The 16730-nt window shown below is 49.3% G+C and carries 21 protein-coding genes; 20 read left to right on the top strand and 1 reads right to left on the bottom strand.

The features are described from left to right. Nucleotides 1-74: 74 nt before the first annotated feature. The 7 genes from nifB to EXY25_RS03180 all read left to right on the top strand — a co-directional run bounded on the left by nifB (nucleotide 75) and on the right by EXY25_RS03180 (nucleotide 5443). Nucleotides 75-1382 carry a nitrogenase cofactor biosynthesis protein NifB gene (gene nifB, locus EXY25_RS03210; RefSeq protein ID WP_165419238.1) on the top strand — a complete coding sequence of 436 codons (1308 nt, stop codon included), beginning with the start codon at nucleotides 75-77 and terminating at the stop codon, nucleotides 1380-1382. Continuing rightward, the gene (locus EXY25_RS03205; protein ID WP_130565689.1) at nucleotides 1382-1663 is read left to right on the top strand and encodes a 4Fe-4S dicluster domain-containing protein; all 282 of its coding nucleotides are present in this window, start codon (nucleotides 1382-1384) and stop codon (nucleotides 1661-1663) included. The genes nifB and EXY25_RS03205 overlap by 1 nt, the downstream gene beginning before the upstream one ends. Continuing rightward, entirely contained in the window at nucleotides 1660-2322 is a 663-nt protein-coding gene (locus EXY25_RS03200; protein WP_114336463.1) for a nitrogen fixation protein NifQ, read from the top strand. The genes EXY25_RS03205 and EXY25_RS03200 overlap by 4 nt, the downstream gene beginning before the upstream one ends. A gap of 42 nt (nucleotides 2323-2364) precedes the next feature. After that, nucleotides 2365-3090 (top strand): molybdate ABC transporter substrate-binding protein, encoded by a 726-nt coding sequence (modA, locus tag EXY25_RS03195; protein ID WP_130565688.1) that lies wholly within the window; start codon nucleotides 2365-2367, stop codon nucleotides 3088-3090. Further along, nucleotides 3087-3773 (top strand): molybdate ABC transporter permease subunit, encoded by a 687-nt coding sequence (modB, locus tag EXY25_RS03190; protein WP_114336465.1) that lies wholly within the window; start codon nucleotides 3087-3089, stop codon nucleotides 3771-3773. Before modA ends, modB begins: the two co-directional genes overlap by 4 nt. Then, nucleotides 3764-4861 (top strand): molybdenum ABC transporter ATP-binding protein, encoded by a 1098-nt coding sequence (gene modC / locus EXY25_RS03185; RefSeq protein ID WP_130565687.1) that lies wholly within the window; start codon nucleotides 3764-3766, stop codon nucleotides 4859-4861. The genes modB and modC overlap by 10 nt, the downstream gene beginning before the upstream one ends. A 111-nt stretch (nucleotides 4862-4972) precedes the next feature. Beyond that, complete coding sequence (locus EXY25_RS03180; protein WP_114336467.1) at nucleotides 4973-5443, top strand: Mpo1 family 2-hydroxy fatty acid dioxygenase; 471 nt, start codon at nucleotides 4973-4975, stop codon at nucleotides 5441-5443. A gap of 72 nt (nucleotides 5444-5515) precedes the next feature. Here the strand turns inward: EXY25_RS03180 and EXY25_RS03175 are convergent, their stop codons facing one another. Next, nucleotides 5516-6115 (bottom strand): Maf family protein, encoded by a 600-nt coding sequence (locus tag EXY25_RS03175; RefSeq protein WP_130565686.1) that lies wholly within the window; start codon nucleotides 6113-6115, stop codon nucleotides 5516-5518. 124 nt (nucleotides 6116-6239) lie between these two features. On the opposite strand from EXY25_RS03175, the gene yceD reads away from it, so the two are divergent. From yceD to EXY25_RS03110, 13 genes are all read left to right on the top strand, one after another. After that, entirely contained in the window at nucleotides 6240-6746 is a 507-nt protein-coding gene (yceD, locus tag EXY25_RS03170) for a 23S rRNA accumulation protein YceD (protein ID WP_205695389.1), read from the top strand. Between the two features lie 20 nt (nucleotides 6747-6766). Continuing rightward, nucleotides 6767-6934: a 50S ribosomal protein L32 gene (gene rpmF / locus EXY25_RS03165; RefSeq protein WP_114336470.1), complete on the top strand. Its 168-nt coding sequence runs from the start codon at nucleotides 6767-6769 to the stop codon at nucleotides 6932-6934. A 15-nt stretch (nucleotides 6935-6949) separates the two neighbouring features. Beyond that, entirely contained in the window at nucleotides 6950-7981 is a 1032-nt protein-coding gene (gene plsX, locus EXY25_RS03160) for a phosphate acyltransferase PlsX (protein ID WP_114336471.1), read from the top strand. Nucleotides 7982-7985: 4 nt separating this feature from the next. Beyond that, on the top strand, nucleotides 7986-8936 hold the full coding sequence (locus EXY25_RS03155; RefSeq protein WP_130566037.1) for a beta-ketoacyl-ACP synthase III: 951 nt from the start codon (nucleotides 7986-7988) through the stop codon (nucleotides 8934-8936). A 43-nt stretch (nucleotides 8937-8979) separates the two neighbouring features. Beyond that, a complete protein-coding gene (gene fabD, locus EXY25_RS03150) occupies nucleotides 8980-9909 on the top strand; it encodes an ACP S-malonyltransferase (RefSeq protein WP_130565684.1) in 930 nt (309 codons plus the stop codon). A gap of 18 nt (nucleotides 9910-9927) precedes the next feature. Beyond that, nucleotides 9928-10674 carry a 3-oxoacyl-ACP reductase FabG gene (gene fabG / locus EXY25_RS03145; protein WP_114336473.1) on the top strand — a complete coding sequence of 249 codons (747 nt, stop codon included), beginning with the start codon at nucleotides 9928-9930 and terminating at the stop codon, nucleotides 10672-10674. Nucleotides 10675-10835: 161 nt separating this feature from the next. Continuing rightward, a complete protein-coding gene (gene acpP, locus EXY25_RS03140; RefSeq protein ID WP_114336474.1) occupies nucleotides 10836-11072 on the top strand; it encodes an acyl carrier protein in 237 nt (78 codons plus the stop codon). A gap of 75 nt (nucleotides 11073-11147) precedes the next feature. After that, nucleotides 11148-12386 carry a beta-ketoacyl-ACP synthase II gene (fabF, locus tag EXY25_RS03135; protein WP_114336475.1) on the top strand — a complete coding sequence of 413 codons (1239 nt, stop codon included), beginning with the start codon at nucleotides 11148-11150 and terminating at the stop codon, nucleotides 12384-12386. A gap of 65 nt (nucleotides 12387-12451) precedes the next feature. Then, nucleotides 12452-13276 carry an aminodeoxychorismate lyase gene (gene pabC / locus EXY25_RS03130; protein ID WP_165419237.1) on the top strand — a complete coding sequence of 275 codons (825 nt, stop codon included), beginning with the start codon at nucleotides 12452-12454 and terminating at the stop codon, nucleotides 13274-13276. Next, nucleotides 13273-14283: an endolytic transglycosylase MltG gene (mltG, locus tag EXY25_RS03125; RefSeq protein ID WP_130565682.1), complete on the top strand. Its 1011-nt coding sequence runs from the start codon at nucleotides 13273-13275 to the stop codon at nucleotides 14281-14283. Before pabC ends, mltG begins: the two co-directional genes overlap by 4 nt. 2 nt (nucleotides 14284-14285) lie before the next feature. Beyond that, entirely contained in the window at nucleotides 14286-14942 is a 657-nt protein-coding gene (gene tmk, locus EXY25_RS03120; protein WP_130565681.1) for a dTMP kinase, read from the top strand. Next, complete coding sequence (locus EXY25_RS03115; RefSeq protein ID WP_130565680.1) at nucleotides 14924-15865, top strand: DNA polymerase III subunit delta'; 942 nt, start codon at nucleotides 14924-14926, stop codon at nucleotides 15863-15865. The genes tmk and EXY25_RS03115 overlap by 19 nt, the downstream gene beginning before the upstream one ends. Then, nucleotides 15858-16730, top strand: coding sequence for a DUF6279 family lipoprotein (locus tag EXY25_RS03110; protein WP_130565679.1), 873 nt, complete (start codon nucleotides 15858-15860; stop codon nucleotides 16728-16730). Before EXY25_RS03115 ends, EXY25_RS03110 begins: the two co-directional genes overlap by 8 nt.

Here is a 16730-nt window from a genome sequence, read left to right as displayed (position 1 = left end):
GCATTAGCTTATGTAAGTGAATTGACTGAAACGGATGGGTGACCTAGTCACCAGGATGTATGTGGAGGACTCAGATGGGCGAGCTGCTAGCAACTCAACAAGCGAAGATTGAAACGCACCCTTGTTATTCAAAACAGGCACACCAGTACGCGCGTATTCACCTCCCGGTAGCGCCCGCCTGTAACATTCAATGTAACTACTGTAATCGTAAGTTTGATTGCAGTAATGAGTCTCGTCCGGGCGTTGTCTCAAAACTGATGTCACCAGCGGAAGCGGTGGCTCGCTATCAAAAAGTGAAGATGCGGATCCCAGAAACCCGTGTCGTTGGGATCGCTGGGCCTGGTGATCCGTTGGCTAATCCAAAGTCGACCATAGCTACCTTGAAAGCGGTGGCAGCGCTACAACATGAGCTGCACCTGTGTGTCTCAACCAATGGCTTAAATCTGCTTGATCACGTTGATGACCTAAAGGCGGTGGGTGTAGACCACCTAACCATCACTATTAACTGTATCGACGCTGATATAGGCAGCAAGATCTATCCCTGGGTCTATTTTAACCATAAACGTTTACGTGGTCGTGTAGCGGCACAAACGCTGATTGACCGTCAGCTGGCTGGTTTAAAAGCGGCGGCGGACCTCGGCATGTTGGTGAAGATCAACACCGTACTGATCCCGGGGGTCAATGATCATCACGTTGCGGCAGTCGCGCAAGAGGTGAAACGCCTAGGCGCTATGTTGCATAACGTTATGCCGCTGATCGCAGAAGCGGAACACGGTACTTACTTTGGTTTAATGGGGCAGCGAAGCCCGACTGAATCTGAGATTGCCGCGGCTCGTGAAGCGGCGGGGCAGTCGATGGAGCAGATGAGCCATTGTCAGCAGTGCCGCGCTGATGCCGTAGGTAAGCTGGGGCAAGATTGTCATGCGGACCTTGATGATGACGGGTCTAGCGCGTGTGGCACTAGCGCTTTGCCGGCGGCAGAGCGATATATTGCCGTGGCCAGCCAGAGCGGCGTGCTGATTGATCAGCATTTCGGCCATGCTACGCATTTTCAAGTCTATCAACTGACTCAAGCGGGCATCGTCAGGCAGCCAGATCGCGATGTCGATCAATACTGTTTGGGTAGCACCGAGTGTGATGATGAATCCCTTAACCAACAGCAGCGTATGTCCACTTTGATCAGTAGCCTTGAGGGGTGTGATCAGGTGTTGTGCTCCCGTATTGGAATGGGGCCTTGGCAATCTTTAGAGCAGCATGGTGTCACCCCATCTACCGATTATGCAATGCAGGCTATTGATGAGGTGTTGGCAATTGAATGGCAACGGTTCTGTGAAAATTCAACACAGGGGACGGTGAGCAGTGAGATAGGGGAGGTGTGCTAATGGCTTTCGAAATCACTGCAAGTTGTATCGGCTGCAATGCGTGTAAGCTGGTTTGCCCACAAAAAGCGATAACGGTAGGGCCTAAGCAGTACGCAATTTTACCGCATCGTTGTAATGAATGTGTCGGGCACCACGCTGATCCGCAATGCGCCAGTATCTGTCCGGTTGAAACTGCCATCGTTAATGCTGAGGGACGAGCGCTGAATCCGCCCGGTAGCCTAACTGGGTTGCCTGATGAACGTAAAGTCGTCGCCTTGTCAAAAAGGAGAGCGCGCTTATGACCGCCAATACGATAGCTTTCTCATTCTCTTGGGGTAGCCTGCTTTCCCAACACCACCAAGCGCAGGTAAAGGACGATAAGAATTGGGCGTGGGCACAAGCTAATGCCTGGTCGCAAGCGAACCGCGATTTTATCAATCAAATTATTAAGGCGCAGCTAACGGGAAAGAGTGGTCTACCGTACGGCTTAGGTATGGCGATGGCTGCTTATCGGGACGTATTAAGAACCCAAGTCGATAAGCGCCTATTGGCGTTAGACCAAAGGTGGCGAGAAAACGAATGGCCTATGCTGCGGGCGCGGTCTGAGCTGCTTAATTCGTTGCACAATTCGCGCCTAGAAGAGCGGAATCAGTTGGCTCAATTACTGCTGGCACATGCCGATGAAGCGATCCCTGGTGCGGAGGTGATCGCCTTGGTTGTGGCTAGCGCTTGTCTTGATAAGGCGCATCTATGGCGAGCATTAGGAATGACTAGCCGAGAACAGCTACGTTATCTGCTAGAGCATAACTTCCCGCAATTGGCAGCAAATAACACCGAAGATATGCGTTGGAAGAAGTACTTCTACCGTTGTCTATGCCAGGGGGAAGGAGATTATGTGTGTCGCGCGCCTAGCTGTGGCGAATGTCAAAGCTATAACGAGTGCTTCGGACCCGAATTGTAATGGCGTAATTTTTCTCTGTGTTGGTTATTTCAGGGGGCGTAGATGCGCATATTGTTGATATTCTTGTGGTTAATTAATGGCTCCGTTGTTGCTGAAACCATCGTTATTCGAGTGGCCGTGGCTGCCAACTTTAATGCCACCTTGCAGCAAATTGTGGCTAATTATGAAACTGAAACCGGAACTAAGATCGAGATCAGTGTTGCCTCCAGTGGTGTGCTCTATCAACAGATCGTCCACGGTGCACCTTTCGACCTCTTTTTGTCTGCCGATGCTGTACGACCTGCCGCTTTATATGAGCAGCAACTTGCCTTGGGCAAGCCATTCACCTACGTACGTGGCGCTTTGGCGTTCTGGTGCCCAACGTGCGAAAGACTGAGCTTGGATACCGTTGCCAGTTGGCGCGCGCGGGTGGCAATGGCAAACCCCAATACAGCCCCTTATGGTGCTGCAGCTGCAGAAGTTGTGCGACATCTGCACTGGTCGTCAACGATACCTCCCGCCGTTGGCAATAGTGTCTCTCAAGCCTATCAATTTATCGCTACAGGTAATGTCGCTGGCGGTTTCGTTGCTTATTCACAGGTGATTGATCAGCCGAGTCAGGCGATAAAGCTACCTGTTGAGTGGTACACGCCAATTGTGCAACAAGGGGTGGTATTAAAGCGCAGTCAATATCCTGAGCAGACCAATGCATTTGTTAATTATCTACTAAGTCAGGGACAGCGAGAGGTGTTAAAAATGGGCTATTTGGCTACGGACGTTGTGCTATGAGCGCGGCGGACTGGCAAGCGGTCATATTAACCCTGAAGCTGGCATTACTGACGACGGTGACCTTGATGCTAATCGGCCCTATGTTGGCCTGGTGGCTGGCGCGCAAACGTTCATTTATCGCCAGTTGTGTTGAGGCGGTAGTGGCCCTGCCACTGGTGTTGCCGCCGACCGTATTAGGTTTCTATCTGTTATGGGCTTTTTCGCCGGTTAACGGTTTCGGTGCGCTGTGGTTGCAGTGGTTTGGCAGCCCGTTGGTGTTCAGCTTTACCGGATTGTGGTTCGCTTCCATCATCTATTCATTGCCGTTTGTTGTGCAGCCGCTGCAGGCGGCTTTTAGCAATTTAGGTAAGGACTATTTAGAAGCGGCGGCCACCATGGGGATGGGTGGGACAGAGCGATTTTTTCGTATTGTTGTACCCTTGACCCTGCCCAGTTTTGTGATTGCGGCCGTGCTGGGTTTTGCCCATACCGTGGGTGAGTTTGGTGTGGTGTTGATGATTGGCGGCAATATTGCGGGTGAAACCCGCGTGTTATCGATCGCGCTGTTCGATCATGTCGAGATGTTGGATTTTAATGCCGCACATCGTTTGGCTGGGCTGTTGCTGATATTTAGTATCGCCGTATTGGTACTGGTCTATGGCTTGATGAAACGGCGTCAGCAGAGGTTATTACCATGCAGTTGAATATGGCGGTAAGTCTGCAACGTGGTGACTGGCATAGTGCTTATCACCTTAATACTGAACTGTCGGGTATTACTGGGCTGGTGGGCGCGTCAGGGGCAGGGAAAACGACCTTACTGCGGCTGCTTGCTGGATTAGAGTCAACAGCGAAAGGCTGCATCTCCCTCGCTGATAGGGTGTTGCTTAGTGCCGAAGAGCAGTTAGCGAGTGAACAGCGTCACATCGGCTTTGTGTTTCAGGACAGTCGTCTGTTTCCTCATCTAACGGTCGGCGGTAATCTGCAGCTGGCAGCTAAACGGGGTTGCCTAACCCCAGAGCAAGAGTTTGATCTGCTTGGTGAGTTGGGAATACTGAATTGGACAGACAAATACCCACGACAACTTTCAGGAGGGCAGCAGCAGCGGGTTGCTCTTGCCCGTGGCCTGTTGCAAACACCTAAGTTACTGTTACTCGATGAACCTATGTCTGCGCTTGATGTGGCAACCCGTCGTCAGCTATTACCTTTACTTCGCCGCATCGCCTGTGAGTGGTCTTTGCCGATGCTGTATGTCAGCCATTCCACTGAAGAGATCTGCGCGGCTTGTGATCAAGTGGTGATGATCGACCACGGCAAGGTGGTAGCGAAAGGGGATCCACTCGTTCTGTTTTCTACGCCAGAATATAGTCGTTACCTTGATAAGCAGCATCAAGGGGCAGTGCTATTTGCCACGGCAAAATCCTACGATCCTCACGATCAACTGATGCGATTGCGTTTACATGATGATGGACCTGCCGCGTATTGGCTGACGGCTCCGCTGCCTGAGGAGGTATTGGGTGAGACGGTCACTCTCCGTATTCCCGCCAATGAAGTTGTGTTGGCATTGCGGCCACTAGCGCAATCGAGTATTCAGAACTGTGTGCCGGTGACCGTGCTGGAGATCTCGGAGCAGGGGGGAGCTGAAGCACTCGTGAAGGTTTGCCTTGGGGCGTCGCCGTCGGCGCAGTCACTGCTTATCTCGTTGTCCAGACGCGCATTGCGCCAACTAAAGCTGGTGGCGGGGCTCTCTCTTTACGCACATATCAAAGCGGTTAACCTGATTAAGATTGATTAACGCTGTTTTACCATTACATTTCGATAGCTGCACTGATTAGACCTCTGCTGGAAATATGAGCAGAGCCTGTTAAGCTTGGCCAAAAAAACAATAATAAAAAGGCGAGCTATCATGTCTAAATCTTTGAAGCAGTGGCTAAATGAATACGGCGTGAGCCATAAAAATCCAACCAATAAGGCGATTCACTGGGTCGCTGTGCCTACCATCTATTTTACTGTGTTAGCAATGTTATGGTCGATCCCTGTACCTTGGGATGGCGCTCTGTTGCCTTGGTTGAACTGGGGCTCATTAGCGATGTTGCCGGTGTTTGTGTTCTATTGGCGATTATCCTTATCCCTCGCGATCGGTATGCTAGTGATGACGTTATTGATGTGCGCAGCGCTGCTGGGTTATCAGACGTGGGTGGAGTTCCCCCTGTTTTATAGTGCCGCGATCGTTTTTGTGATCGCTTGGATCTTTCAATTTATTGGTCACGAAATTGAAGGTAAGAAACCCTCGTTTTTTAAGGATCTGCAGTTTTTGTTGATAGGTCCGCTTTGGGTGATGCATTTCCTTTACCGTCGCTGGCATTGGCCAGTGTAGATGGCAGGCAGGTAGGTAGCACTCGCCCTTGGTGATGATAGTTGTAGAAGGGCGAGTCAATCAGTTAACTAGTTAATGTTGTTTTGCCGCTTCTGCCAGCAGATCGACACCAAACTCTTTCAATATCGATGTCAGTGAAATCAGCGGCAGGCCAACCAAAGTATTGGGATCTTTGCCACTGAGAGAGTCAAACAGGGTGATCCCCAGCGCTTCACTTTTAAAGCTGCCAGCACAGTTGTAGGGCTTTTCTACCCGAAGGTAGTTCTCTATCTCAGCGATGCTGAGGTGGCGAAATCTAACCACAAAGGGCTCTACTATCGAGATACAGACGCCGGTGGCTGATTCGTAGACCGCTAACCCGGTGTAAAAAGTCATCTCTTTACCGCTGGCTTGTTGCAGTTGTTTCACTGCATTCTCATGAGTGCCAGGTTTGCCAAGGATCTGATTATCGATCACAGCCACTTGGTCTGAGCCGATAATTAATGCATCGTCAAACAGTGACGATACCGCCGCTGCTTTCTCTTCAGCGAGGCGTTCGACCAGTGCTGTCGGGGCTTCCCCATCCTGAGCTGATTCGTCAATATCTGGCGATGCGCAGGTGAAAGGGACGGATAATTTCTCTAATATCGCTTTTCTAAAAGGGGAAGTTGAGCCGAGTACTAAGGTTTTCATAGTTTCTTTTTTACGCTGATCACTGTTACCGCCTAGTATACGCCCGATTATTCTTCTACTTAAAACCTCATTTTCCTTTGACTCTGGGGTATTAGGTCATTATCATTCGCGCCCTATGCGAAAGGTGAAGTTACCCGTACGTCTAGATCCCATACGAAATTCGCAAAAGCGAACCTCGTATGATGGAGAAATAGACGCAGTACGTTTTAGTCGGCTCAGTGAAATGGCTCCGTTGTTGGCGCCGGTTTCTGTGGCGCTTAAATGCGGGATAGACGCGCAAGGCCTGGCAGTGGTGGATGCTTCCATTAAAGCTAGCCTGACACTCACATGTCAGCGTTGTAACGAAACCTTTGAACAGGAGTTTGAAGTTCATTCGCAGTTTTGCCCGATAACGGCGAAAGTGAATGTGGATGAACTGCCTGATGCTTATGAGCCAGTTGAACTTGATGAAAATGGTGAAGTTGAACTGCACACTCTGGTTGAAGATGAACTGATGTTAGCTGTACCGATTGTGCCTATGCATGACGATGCGGATTGTCCTCAGTCTTCGAAAACCATGGTGTTTGGTGAAATAGAGCCTGCTGATGAGCGTCCAAACCCCTTCGCTATACTGAATTCGTTAAAAAAGTGATTAACTGAGGAGTAGGGCAGATGGCCGTACAAAAAGTTCGTAAATCTCGTTCCAAGCGTAACATGCGTCGTGCCCACGACAGCCTGACTGGACCAACTTTGTCTGTAGATGCGACTTCAGGTGAAACTCACCGTCGTCATCACGTGACAGCTGACGGTTTCTACCGTGGTCAAAAGGTTGTCGGTTAATACCGAAGGCCTATTTTGTCACATCTAACCCTAGCGTTAGATGCCATGGGGGGCGACCATGGCCCCTCTATTACAGTGCCTGCAGCTTTGCAGGCATTGCATTCTCACCCCCACCTTAAGATCCAGTTGTTCGGCCTCGAACAAGAACTCACGCCCTTATTAGATAAGTCATTACCCGCAACTCTCACTGATCGTATCTCTATTCATCATGCTGATGACGTTGTTAGCATGGGTGATAAACCGTCATTCGCGCTGCGTAATCGGCGGCAGTCTTCTATGCGTCTGGCGCTAAACGCGGTGGCTGATGGTCACGCTGATGCTTGCGTTAGTGCGGGGAATACCGGCGCGTTGATGTCGATGGCCAAATTTGTCTTAAAGACTCTGCCTGGTATTGAGCGTCCCGCATTGATTGCTGCTTTGCCAACCGAAGTTGGCAAGCGGGTACATATGCTCGATTTGGGCGCGAACATTAATTGCGATAGTGAAACACTGTTTCAATTTGCTTTGATGGGGCATGTATTAGCGCAACAAGTTGAACAAATTGAACGCCCTAAAATCGCTTTGCTGAATATCGGTGAAGAGGAAACCAAGGGTAATGATCAGATTAAACAGACAGCACAATTACTGTTAGACAGTGACGATATCCATTTTGTTGGCTATATAGAAGGCCGAGACATTTTTACTGGTAACGTCGATGTTGTGGTTTGTGACGGTTTTGTCGGTAATGTTTGTTTAAAAACCTGTGAAGGGTTAAGCCAATTCATCATCAAAGAGTTTAAGCGTCGCTTCAAACCTAAAGGTTGGCTAAAATTTCTGCTACCTTTTGTTTTACCGACGCTTTCTCGGATGTTAAAAGGGATGAACCCCGACCAGTACAATGGCGCAAGTCTGTTAGGATTGCGCGGCATCGTGGTCAAGAGCCACGGTAACGCCGATCTTAAGGCGTTTCAGCACGCGATAGATGAAGCAATCGTGGAAATGGAACGTCAGGTGCCTAAGCGCATCAAAGATCAACTCGAAGCCGCTCTGCTGGATAAACATTGTTAATATGATGTACAGCAAAATTTCTGGAACAGGCAGTCACCTGCCTGAGCTTGTTCGTACCAATGCCGATCTTGAAGAGATGGTAGATACCACTCATCAATGGATCGTTGAACGAACAGGTATTATCGAACGTCGTATCGCCGGCCCTGATGAAACTGTCGCAACCATGGGTGCAGAAGCAGCCAAAAATGCGCTTGAAGCTGCAGGGTTAACGGCTGATCAACTCGATATGATTATCTGCGCAACGACAAGTGCAGAACACGCCTTCCCGTCGGCCGCATGTGAAATACAGCGGATCCTAAACGCGCCACCTATGCCTGCATTTGATGTGGCGGCGGCCTGTGCTGGATTTAGCTATGTATTGAGCGTGGCAGATCAATTTATCCGCACAGGCCAAGCAAAGAATATCTTGGTGATTGGTGCTGATGTCCTCAGTCGCATGGCTGACCCGGAAGATCGTGGGACTATCATCTTGTTTGGTGACGGTGCGGGGGCTGCGGTTCTGACTGCTAGTGAAGAGCCGGGTATCTTGTCTACTCACATCAACGCCGATGGCCGTTATGGAGACTTGCTGAAGATCCGCAATATGCGGCCTGGGCAAGAGGATCATGATTGGCTATTCATGAAGGGCAATGAGGTGTTTAAAGTAGCCGTCACTAAGCTAAGTGAAGTGGTTGAACAAACACTCAAAGCCAATAACCTGGATAAGCAGGAGTTAGATTGGTTGGTTCCTCACCAAGCCAACCTGCGAATTATTCAGGCAACAGCCAAAAAATTGAAGATGTCGATGGATCAGGTGGTGGTTAATCTACACAACACCGGGAACACATCTGCGGCATCTGTACCTGTCGCGCTCGATGAAGCCATCAGAGATGGTCGGATTAAGCGCGGCGAACTTCTGCTATTGGAAGCCTTTGGCGGTGGTTTTGCCTGGGGCGCGGCACTGGTTCGTTATTAAACCCATTATTCATTGATGTGAATGGTAGTTAGGTGAAGAGATTATGAGCAATAAGTTTGCATTTGTATTTCCTGGTCAGGGTTCTCAAACCGTTGGCATGTTGGCTGATCTGGCGAACAATGAGGTCGTTCAGGCCACGTTCGCTGAAGCATCAGCTGTACTGGGATATGACTTGTGGAAGCTGGTATCTGAAGGCCCGGTAGAAGACTTGAACCAAACTGACCGCACGCAGCCAGCGTTGTTGGCTAGTTCTGTCGCGCTATTCCGCCTTTGGCAGAGCCAAGGTGGTGAAATGCCGAGTGTGATGGCTGGTCACAGCTTAGGCGAATACTCCGCTTTGGTTTGTGCGGGTGTGTTGTCTTTCATCGACGCGATCAAGTTGGTTGAGCAACGGGGCAAGTTCATGCAGCAGGCGGTACCTGCGGGTGAAGGTGCTATGTCTGCCATCATTGGCCTGAGCGATGAAGAGATTATCTCTGCTTGTGAGAAAGCCGCTGAGAATGAAGTGGTGTCGGCAGTGAACTTTAACTCACCTGGTCAGGTTGTAATTGCAGGCTCCGCTGCAGCTGTGGCACGTGCAAATGAACTTTGTAAAGAAGCTGGTGCCAAACGAGCGTTACCGCTTCCGGTCAGCGTACCTTCGCACTGTGCATTGATGAAGCCCGCAGCGGAACAGCTGGCAACATCGTTGGATTCCGTAGAGCTTGCAACACCTGTTGTACCGGTTGTTAATAATGTTGATGTGGCTCAGGCCACTGACGCCGCTGAAATTCGTGATGCGTTGGTTAGGCAGTTACATAAGCCTGTGCGTTGGACTGAATCCGTGCAATCAATGATCGCCGGTGGCGTGACTGAATTCGTTGAAGTAGGACCGGGTAAGGTACTTTCAGGCTTGATTAAGCGTATTGACCGTTCTGCAACTTGTGTTGCTGTCAATGACTTTGCCAGCCTTGAAAACGCGCTGACCAAATAATTTGAGGAATTAAAAAACATGTCATTGAACTTGAGCCTGGAAGGTAAAGTTGCTTTGGTCACCGGCGCTAGCCGTGGCATCGGTAAATCAATTGCCCTGAAACTGGTAGAGCAGGGGGCTTTTGTTATCGGTACAGCAACCAGTGAAAATGGCGCCAACGCCATTGCTGAATATCTTGGTGAACATGGTGCTGGCAAGGTACTAAATGTCACTGAGCAGGCGTCGGTTGACACATTGTTTGCCGATATCAAAGAATCTCATGGTGGTGTTGATCTGTTAATTAACAACGCTGGCATCACCAAAGATAATCTGTTCATGCGAATGAAAGAAGATGAGTGGGAGTCAGTGATCGATACTAACCTGACCTCACTGTTTCGCCTGAGTAAGGCAGTCATTCGTACCATGATGAAGAAACGTGGCGGTCGTATCGTCAATATCGGATCTGTGGTTGGTACTATGGGCAACGCTGGCCAGGTGAATTACTCGGCAGCAAAAGCGGGTTTGATCGGTTTTACTAAATCTTTGGCTCGGGAAGTTGCCAGTCGCGGAATCACCGTGAATGCGATCGCGCCCGGATTTATTGAAACTGATATGACACATGCTCTTGACGAAGGTCAGCGCGGCGCTATTTTGTCTCAGGTACCAATGGAACGTCTTGGAAGCCCAGAAGAAATTGCCTCAGCGGTGGTCTTTTTGGCATCTGATATGGCTGGCTATATTACGGGCGAAACGCTGCACGTAAATGGCGGCATGTATATGGTTTAACCAAAGAACACATTTTGTTCTGCAATTTTCATAAATAACGCTAAAATCGTGGTTTGACCACTTTGAGTTCTTTAGCCAATAGCTTGAATCTTTTGGCCTATCGAATACACTAGGCAAAAATTCGCGAAAGCGTTATTTGTTCATAAAGGAAAATATAGAAAATGAGCACTCTTGAAGAACGCGTAAAAAAAATCATCATCGAGCAACTGGGTGTTAAAGAAGAAGAAGTGAAAAACGAAGCTTCTTTTGTTGATGACCTCGGTGCAGACTCGCTGGATACAGTTGAGTTGGTGATGGCTCTTGAAGAGGAATTTGATACTGAGATTCCTGACGAAGAAGCTGAAAAGATCACAACTGTTCAATCAGCTATCGATTACGTCCAGTCTCACCAGGACTAATCAAAAAGATTTCAGGAAGGCGGCGCTTAAGCCGCCTTTGTTTTTTGTAGGGTTAACTCCTTATGGAGGCAGAACGTGTCTAAACGTCGTGTAGTAATCACTGGCATGGGGATGCTTTCCCCTGTTGGTAACAGCGTTGAAGAGTCCTGGCAGGCTCTGGTAGCGGGTAAAAGCGGTATCGGTCCTGTTGAGGGGTTTGATGTTGAAGCTTTTTCCACGCGCTTTGCTGGGCAGGTAAAAGACTTCAATGTTGAAGACTATATGTCGAAGAAAGATGCTCGCAAGATGGATCTGTTCATTCAATATGGTATTGCCGCTGGTATTCAGGCAATTGAAGATGCCAAATTGGAGATTACAGACGAAAACGCAGCGCGTGTAGGCGCAGCGATTGGTTCTGGTATTGGTGGGCTAGGTCTCATCGAAAAGAGCCATGAAGCTCTGCTGGCTGGCGGTCCTCGCAAGATTTCACCTTTCTTTGTACCTTCGACCATTATCAACATGGTAGCTGGACACCTTTCAATCAAATACGGTTTGAAAGGCCCGAATATTTCTATTGTCACCGCCTGTACCTCAGGTGTGCACAATATCGGCCATGCTGCACGTATGATCTGCTACGGTGATGCTGACGCCATGCTGGCTGGTGGTGCTGAGGCCGCTTGTACGCCACTTGGCTTGGGTGGTTTTGCCGCTGCGAAGGCGCTTTCAACTAGAAATGATGAACCACAGCAAGCAAGCCGCCCGTGGGACAAAGATCGTGATGGTTTTGTGCTCGGAGATGGTGCTGGCATGATCGTACTTGAAGAGTATGAATCAGCGAAGGCTCGCGGAGCGAAGATGTACGCAGAAGTGGTTGGTTTTGGTATGAGTGGCGATGCTTATCACATGACTTCACCACCGGCAGACGGCAGCGGTGCCGCAGCGGCAATGGTAAATGCGCTGAATGATTCTGGTATTGATTACGACAAAGTCGGTTATATCAATGCCCATGGTACATCAACACCAGCAGGTGATATTGCTGAAACAGCTGCGGTTAAGTCAGTCTTTGGTGAACATGCCTATGACCTGAAGGTCAGTTCAACTAAGTCGATGACAGGCCACTTGCTAGGCGCTGCGGGTGCGATTGAAACCATCATCACAGCACTGGTATTGGAGAAGGGGATTATTCCTCCCACCATTAATCTTGATAACCCCGCCGAAGGTTGTGATCTGAATTATTGTGCGCATACCGCCCAAGAAACGGACGCAGAATATGCACTAAGCAATTCATTCGGTTTTGGTGGTACCAACGGATCCGTGCTTTTGAAGAAAATCTAAGTTACGGAAACTGTTGCTGAATAAAAAAGCCTGATACCTTATGGCATCAGGCTTTTTTATTATCTGTGATAACACTTTTGCACCTCATTAATGGCGTAGCCTCATCTCAAATTGATGTTAACGATCGCGGTCTCCAGTATGGCGATGGTTTCTTTACCACTATGTTGGTTACCGACGGCCATGCTCAATGGTGGGATTATCACTTGGCGCGATTGCAAACCAGTGCGCAGCGTTTATATATTTCCGGTATTGATTGGCATCGCTTAGAACGTGACGTTTTTGCGACCGCATCAGCACAGCCATCATCGGTGATTAAGGTGGTTATTACGCGGGGCAGCGGTGGCCGTGGTTATAGCCCGCAAGGATGTAACCTGCCCTCTGTGATTGTCAGCCAGTTCGCTGTCCCTGCACATGTAGATGGATGGCAGCAGAATGGAATAAGTTTAGGTGTCGCAAAATTTAAGCTGGGTGTTAGTCCAGCGCTGGCTGGTTTGAAAACACTTAACCGCCTTGAGCAAGTATTAGGTAGGCAAGAGGTGTTGGCGTTAGGCGTTGATGATGCCGTATTTTGCAATGTTAACGGCGATGTAATAGAGACAAATGCTGCCAATATATTTTGGCGTAAAGATGAGCTTGTATATACATGCGATCTTTGCGGTTCCGGGGTTGCAGGGGTGATGAGCCAAGTTGTGTTGGACACGCTTAGCGCAGAAAATATCCCGTTCAATGTCGTCAAAGGTACGTTAGATGCATTGCGTTCTGCAGATGAAATTTGGATAACGAACAGCGTACAACAAGTTGTTCCTGTCAGACTATTTGATGGCCGAGTGATGCAAGATTTTGCCTTTAGCCGAAGGCTGCAAGCGATCATCATGGAAGGAAATAGATGAGTTTTTGGAAACGTTTTAGTGTGTTTGTCATTGGCTTAGCCATGCTGGGTATTGTCGCCGTGGCAATAGTCTTTGCTCGTGTTGATAGCTATTTAAATCAACCGCTTTTTGTCAATGAACCGGTCATTTATGCTGTTGCTAGCGGCAGTCATTACCGTAAAGTATTGGATGAGTGGCAGCAGCAAGGTTGGATCCGCGGAGCCTGGCAAAGCCGGCTGGTTGGTCGTGTCTATCCTGAACTTGTAGCGATCAAGGTCGGTACCTTTCAAATTCAGCCCAATGCTACGCTCAGGGAAAGTTTGGCTTTACTCAGTGGCGGTGCTGAATTTCAGTATCAATTGACCTTTGTAGAAGGTGAACGTTTTCGTGATTGGCGACTGAAGCTACTGGAAGCCCCAGGCTTAAAACGCACACTGGGTGAGTTAAGTGATGCGCAAGTGAAAGAGGCGTTAGCCATTGAGTCGCCATCTGTCGAAGGATGGCTCTATCCTGATACCTATTTTTATACTCAGGGCAGCACTGATCTGGAGCTGTTGCAGCGAGCCCACGATGCAATGAAAGCCCAACTTGAATTCGCCTGGCAGCAGCGAGATCCTGATATCCCGCTAAAAAGTGCGTATGAGGTGTTAATTATGGCCTCGATCATTGAAAAGGAGACCGGCGTTGATGACGAGCGCCCTCGGATATCCTCCGTATTCGAGAATCGCCTTAGGTTAGGCATGCGCTTACAAACGGATCCGACCGTTATATACGGCTTAGGGGACAGCTATCAAGGGGATATTAAACGGGTTCATTTGCGTCAAAAGACCGCATATAACACCTATGTGATCCCTGCTTTACCGCCTACGCCTATTGCGATGCCGGGAGTTAACTCGCTGATGGCAGCCGTGAAACCGGAAAAATCGGATTACCTCTATTTTGTCGCCAGCGGTGGCGGGCGTCACTATTTCTCCCGTACCTTGAAAGAGCATAATCAAGCGGTCAGAAAATATATTCTTGGAAAATGATAATGAGTGAAGTAACAGTCCCGGGTAAATTTATTGTTATCGAAGGGCTCGAAGGTGCCGGCAAGAGCACAGCTGTCACTGCGGTGACGGAGTTTCTGGCCTCCCACGGCGTGCGCGATATCTTAACAACGAGAGAGCCAGGTGGTACGCCGTTGGCGGAGCAACTACGTAATATCGTGAAATCTCCGACCCTGGATGAATCGGTCGCTCCGGAAACTGAGTTGCTCTTGATGTATGCCAGTCGCGCACAGTTGGTCAAAACGGTTATTGAACCCGCGTTAGCCGCTGGGAAATGGGTATTGGGCGATCGCCATGACTTGTCGAGTCGCGCGTATCAAGGCGGTGGTCGCGGGATTGACGATGGTCAGATCCAGGCAATAAAACATGCAGTGCTTGGTGACTTTAAACCGGACTTAACGCTCTACATGGATATAGATCCTGAAGTAGGCTTAGCTAGGGCTCGAGGGCGGGGCGAATTAGATCGTATTGAGCTGGAAGCGCTCGACTTTTTCGTGAGAACACGAGAGCGCTACTTGACCCTAGCCAAGCAAGACCCAAGTATTAGAACCGTTGACGCTGGGGTTGCCATACCGCAAGTGACGCAACAAATAAATGATCTGCTCGCCGAAGAGGTTTTACCGTGGCTCAGCAGGTGCTAAGTGCATTGCAGATGCCTTGGTTGCTGTCAGCCTACGGTACGTTAGCTCAAAGTGTTGCAGCCAATCGTTTACCTGCGGCGGTGCTGTTGACTGGCGTTGCCGGTATTGGCAAGCGGACCTTAGCCGATGATCTCGCTTCTCTGCTTATCTGTGTTCAACCCCAAACTACAGAGCTGGGGTATCTTCGCGCCTGTGGCCAGTGTAAAAGCTGCCAATTGAAAGACGCAGGAAACCATCCTGATTACCTTTTCCTTACCGCCAATGACAAGGGCACGATCACTGTTGATGCGATTCGGGAACTGACGCGAGTTACCGCTCAAGCCACTCACCAGTCGGGTCGGCGAGTCATTGTGATTGTTGGCGCAGAAGCAATGAACAGTAACGCCGCGAATGCGTTGTTGAAGACCCTTGAAGAGCCGCCCGCCGGTACGTTTATCATAATGACTACGGCAGTTTCGAGCCGGTTATTGCCGACCATTATTAGTCGTTGCCAACATTACCCGCTATCGGCATCACCCGAGCAGGCAACCGATTGGCTACAACAACACCAGCTCAATGTTGATTTCAATGTATTGACGTTATTGCAAAATGCGCCGTTGGCGTTGCAAAACTTCATTCAATCGGAGGAATACTCTCAGTTGCAGGCTTTTTCTGCTTTGTACGCTAGGTGGCAGCAGGGCGAGAAAGGCGCCTTAAATGAGTTGAAAGAACTGATCGCTCAGGCGCCTGTCGAACGTATTAACTGGTTAATCAACTGGGTTAGCGCCGAAGCGAAACAAGCACCTTCGCCACTGGCATTGCAGTTGTCCCAGTTTTACCGCAATTTGCTGAACAGTCGTGTCGTGTTGTCACAATCTGGTATCAATCAAGTGTTACAGGTGGAAAAAGTGATCAGCTATGGAGTATTAGTCAATCGTGAATAATCTATCTCGGCCGCGATGGCGTTGGATAACACGCACGTTTTTCGTGCTGCTTGTTATCGGAACGCTGACAGCCTGTAGCACTAAAATGGTTTATAACTATTTGGACTGGATAGTGCCTTGGACGATTGACGACTATATAACGCTGGATAGCGAGCAAGAGGCATTCGTTGACCGCTCTCTCGCTCAGGTATTGAGTTGGCACCGGCAAGAGCAGCTGCCTCTGTATGCGGCAGATCTTGAGTCGCTCCGTTCTGCACTCAAGTCTGAACTCACCATCGATGAGGTCGTTGGCTTCACTAAGAAGGCGCGGGCGCACTGGTATCAACTGATAGAAGTGATGTTTCCCCCCTTGGTTGAATTTGGTCAGAGCTTAAGTGACGAACAGGCCAGACAGTTAGTTGCAACTGTGCGCGAAGAGCTAGACGAAATAAAGGCCGAACATGATGATCAGACCCTCGAGGAACGTCAGCAAGAATGGCGTGAGGGGATGGAAGAGGGACTGGAAGATTGGCTAGGTGCATTAACTGACGGCCAAATCCTACGAATTAAAGAGTGGAGTGAGACCCGAACGAGCAGTTTTGATCTCTGGATTGCATATCGTTACCGTTGGGTGGATGAGCTTGAACAAACGTTAGCGAAGCGCAATCAGCCAGCGCAGTTTCAGCAGAGTGCTGAACATCTTTTGTTACAGCTCGATGAGATCCGAGGGGGCGAGTATCTTGCCGCTATCGAAAAGAATCGGCGTTTTTACGCGCAGATGATCGTTGATATCTCCACATCAATGACAAAACAACAACAGACACACTTAGATGACAAACTTAGTGAGCTAATTAATGATTTAACTGAGTTGCATCGGGAGGAATAG

The sequence above is a fragment of the Corallincola spongiicola genome (assembly GCF_004284785.1).
GTDB classification, from domain to species: Bacteria; Pseudomonadota; Gammaproteobacteria; order Enterobacterales; family Neiellaceae; genus Corallincola; species Corallincola holothuriorum.
This window is presented reverse-complemented; position numbering and strand designations above follow the sequence as displayed.

Excerpts from the sequence above, each read along its gene's own strand:
- nifB (WP_165419238.1), top strand. The coding sequence starts at position 75 with ATGGGCGAGCTGCTAGCAACTCAACAAGCGAAGATTGAAACGCACCCT.
- EXY25_RS03205 (WP_130565689.1), top strand. The coding sequence starts at position 1,382 with ATGGCTTTCGAAATCACTGCAAGTTGTATCGGCTGCAATGCGTGTAAG.
- EXY25_RS03200 (WP_114336463.1), top strand. The coding sequence starts at position 1,660 with ATGACCGCCAATACGATAGCTTTCTCATTCTCTTGGGGTAGCCTGCTT.
- modA (WP_130565688.1), top strand. The coding sequence starts at position 2,365 with ATGCGCATATTGTTGATATTCTTGTGGTTAATTAATGGCTCCGTTGTT.
- modB (WP_114336465.1), top strand. The coding sequence starts at position 3,087 with ATGAGCGCGGCGGACTGGCAAGCGGTCATATTAACCCTGAAGCTGGCA.
- modC (WP_130565687.1), top strand. The coding sequence starts at position 3,764 with ATGCAGTTGAATATGGCGGTAAGTCTGCAACGTGGTGACTGGCATAGT.
- EXY25_RS03180 (WP_114336467.1), top strand. The coding sequence starts at position 4,973 with ATGTCTAAATCTTTGAAGCAGTGGCTAAATGAATACGGCGTGAGCCAT.
- EXY25_RS03175 (WP_130565686.1), bottom strand. The coding sequence starts at position 6,115 with ATGAAAACCTTAGTACTCGGCTCAACTTCCCCTTTTAGAAAAGCGATA.
- rpmF (WP_114336470.1), top strand. The coding sequence starts at position 6,767 with ATGGCCGTACAAAAAGTTCGTAAATCTCGTTCCAAGCGTAACATGCGT.
- EXY25_RS03155 (WP_130566037.1), top strand. The coding sequence starts at position 7,986 with ATGTACAGCAAAATTTCTGGAACAGGCAGTCACCTGCCTGAGCTTGTT.
- fabD (WP_130565684.1), top strand. The coding sequence starts at position 8,980 with ATGAGCAATAAGTTTGCATTTGTATTTCCTGGTCAGGGTTCTCAAACC.
- fabG (WP_114336473.1), top strand. The coding sequence starts at position 9,928 with ATGTCATTGAACTTGAGCCTGGAAGGTAAAGTTGCTTTGGTCACCGGC.
- acpP (WP_114336474.1), top strand. The coding sequence starts at position 10,836 with ATGAGCACTCTTGAAGAACGCGTAAAAAAAATCATCATCGAGCAACTG.
- mltG (WP_130565682.1), top strand. The coding sequence starts at position 13,273 with ATGAGTTTTTGGAAACGTTTTAGTGTGTTTGTCATTGGCTTAGCCATG.
- tmk (WP_130565681.1), top strand. The coding sequence starts at position 14,286 with ATGAGTGAAGTAACAGTCCCGGGTAAATTTATTGTTATCGAAGGGCTC.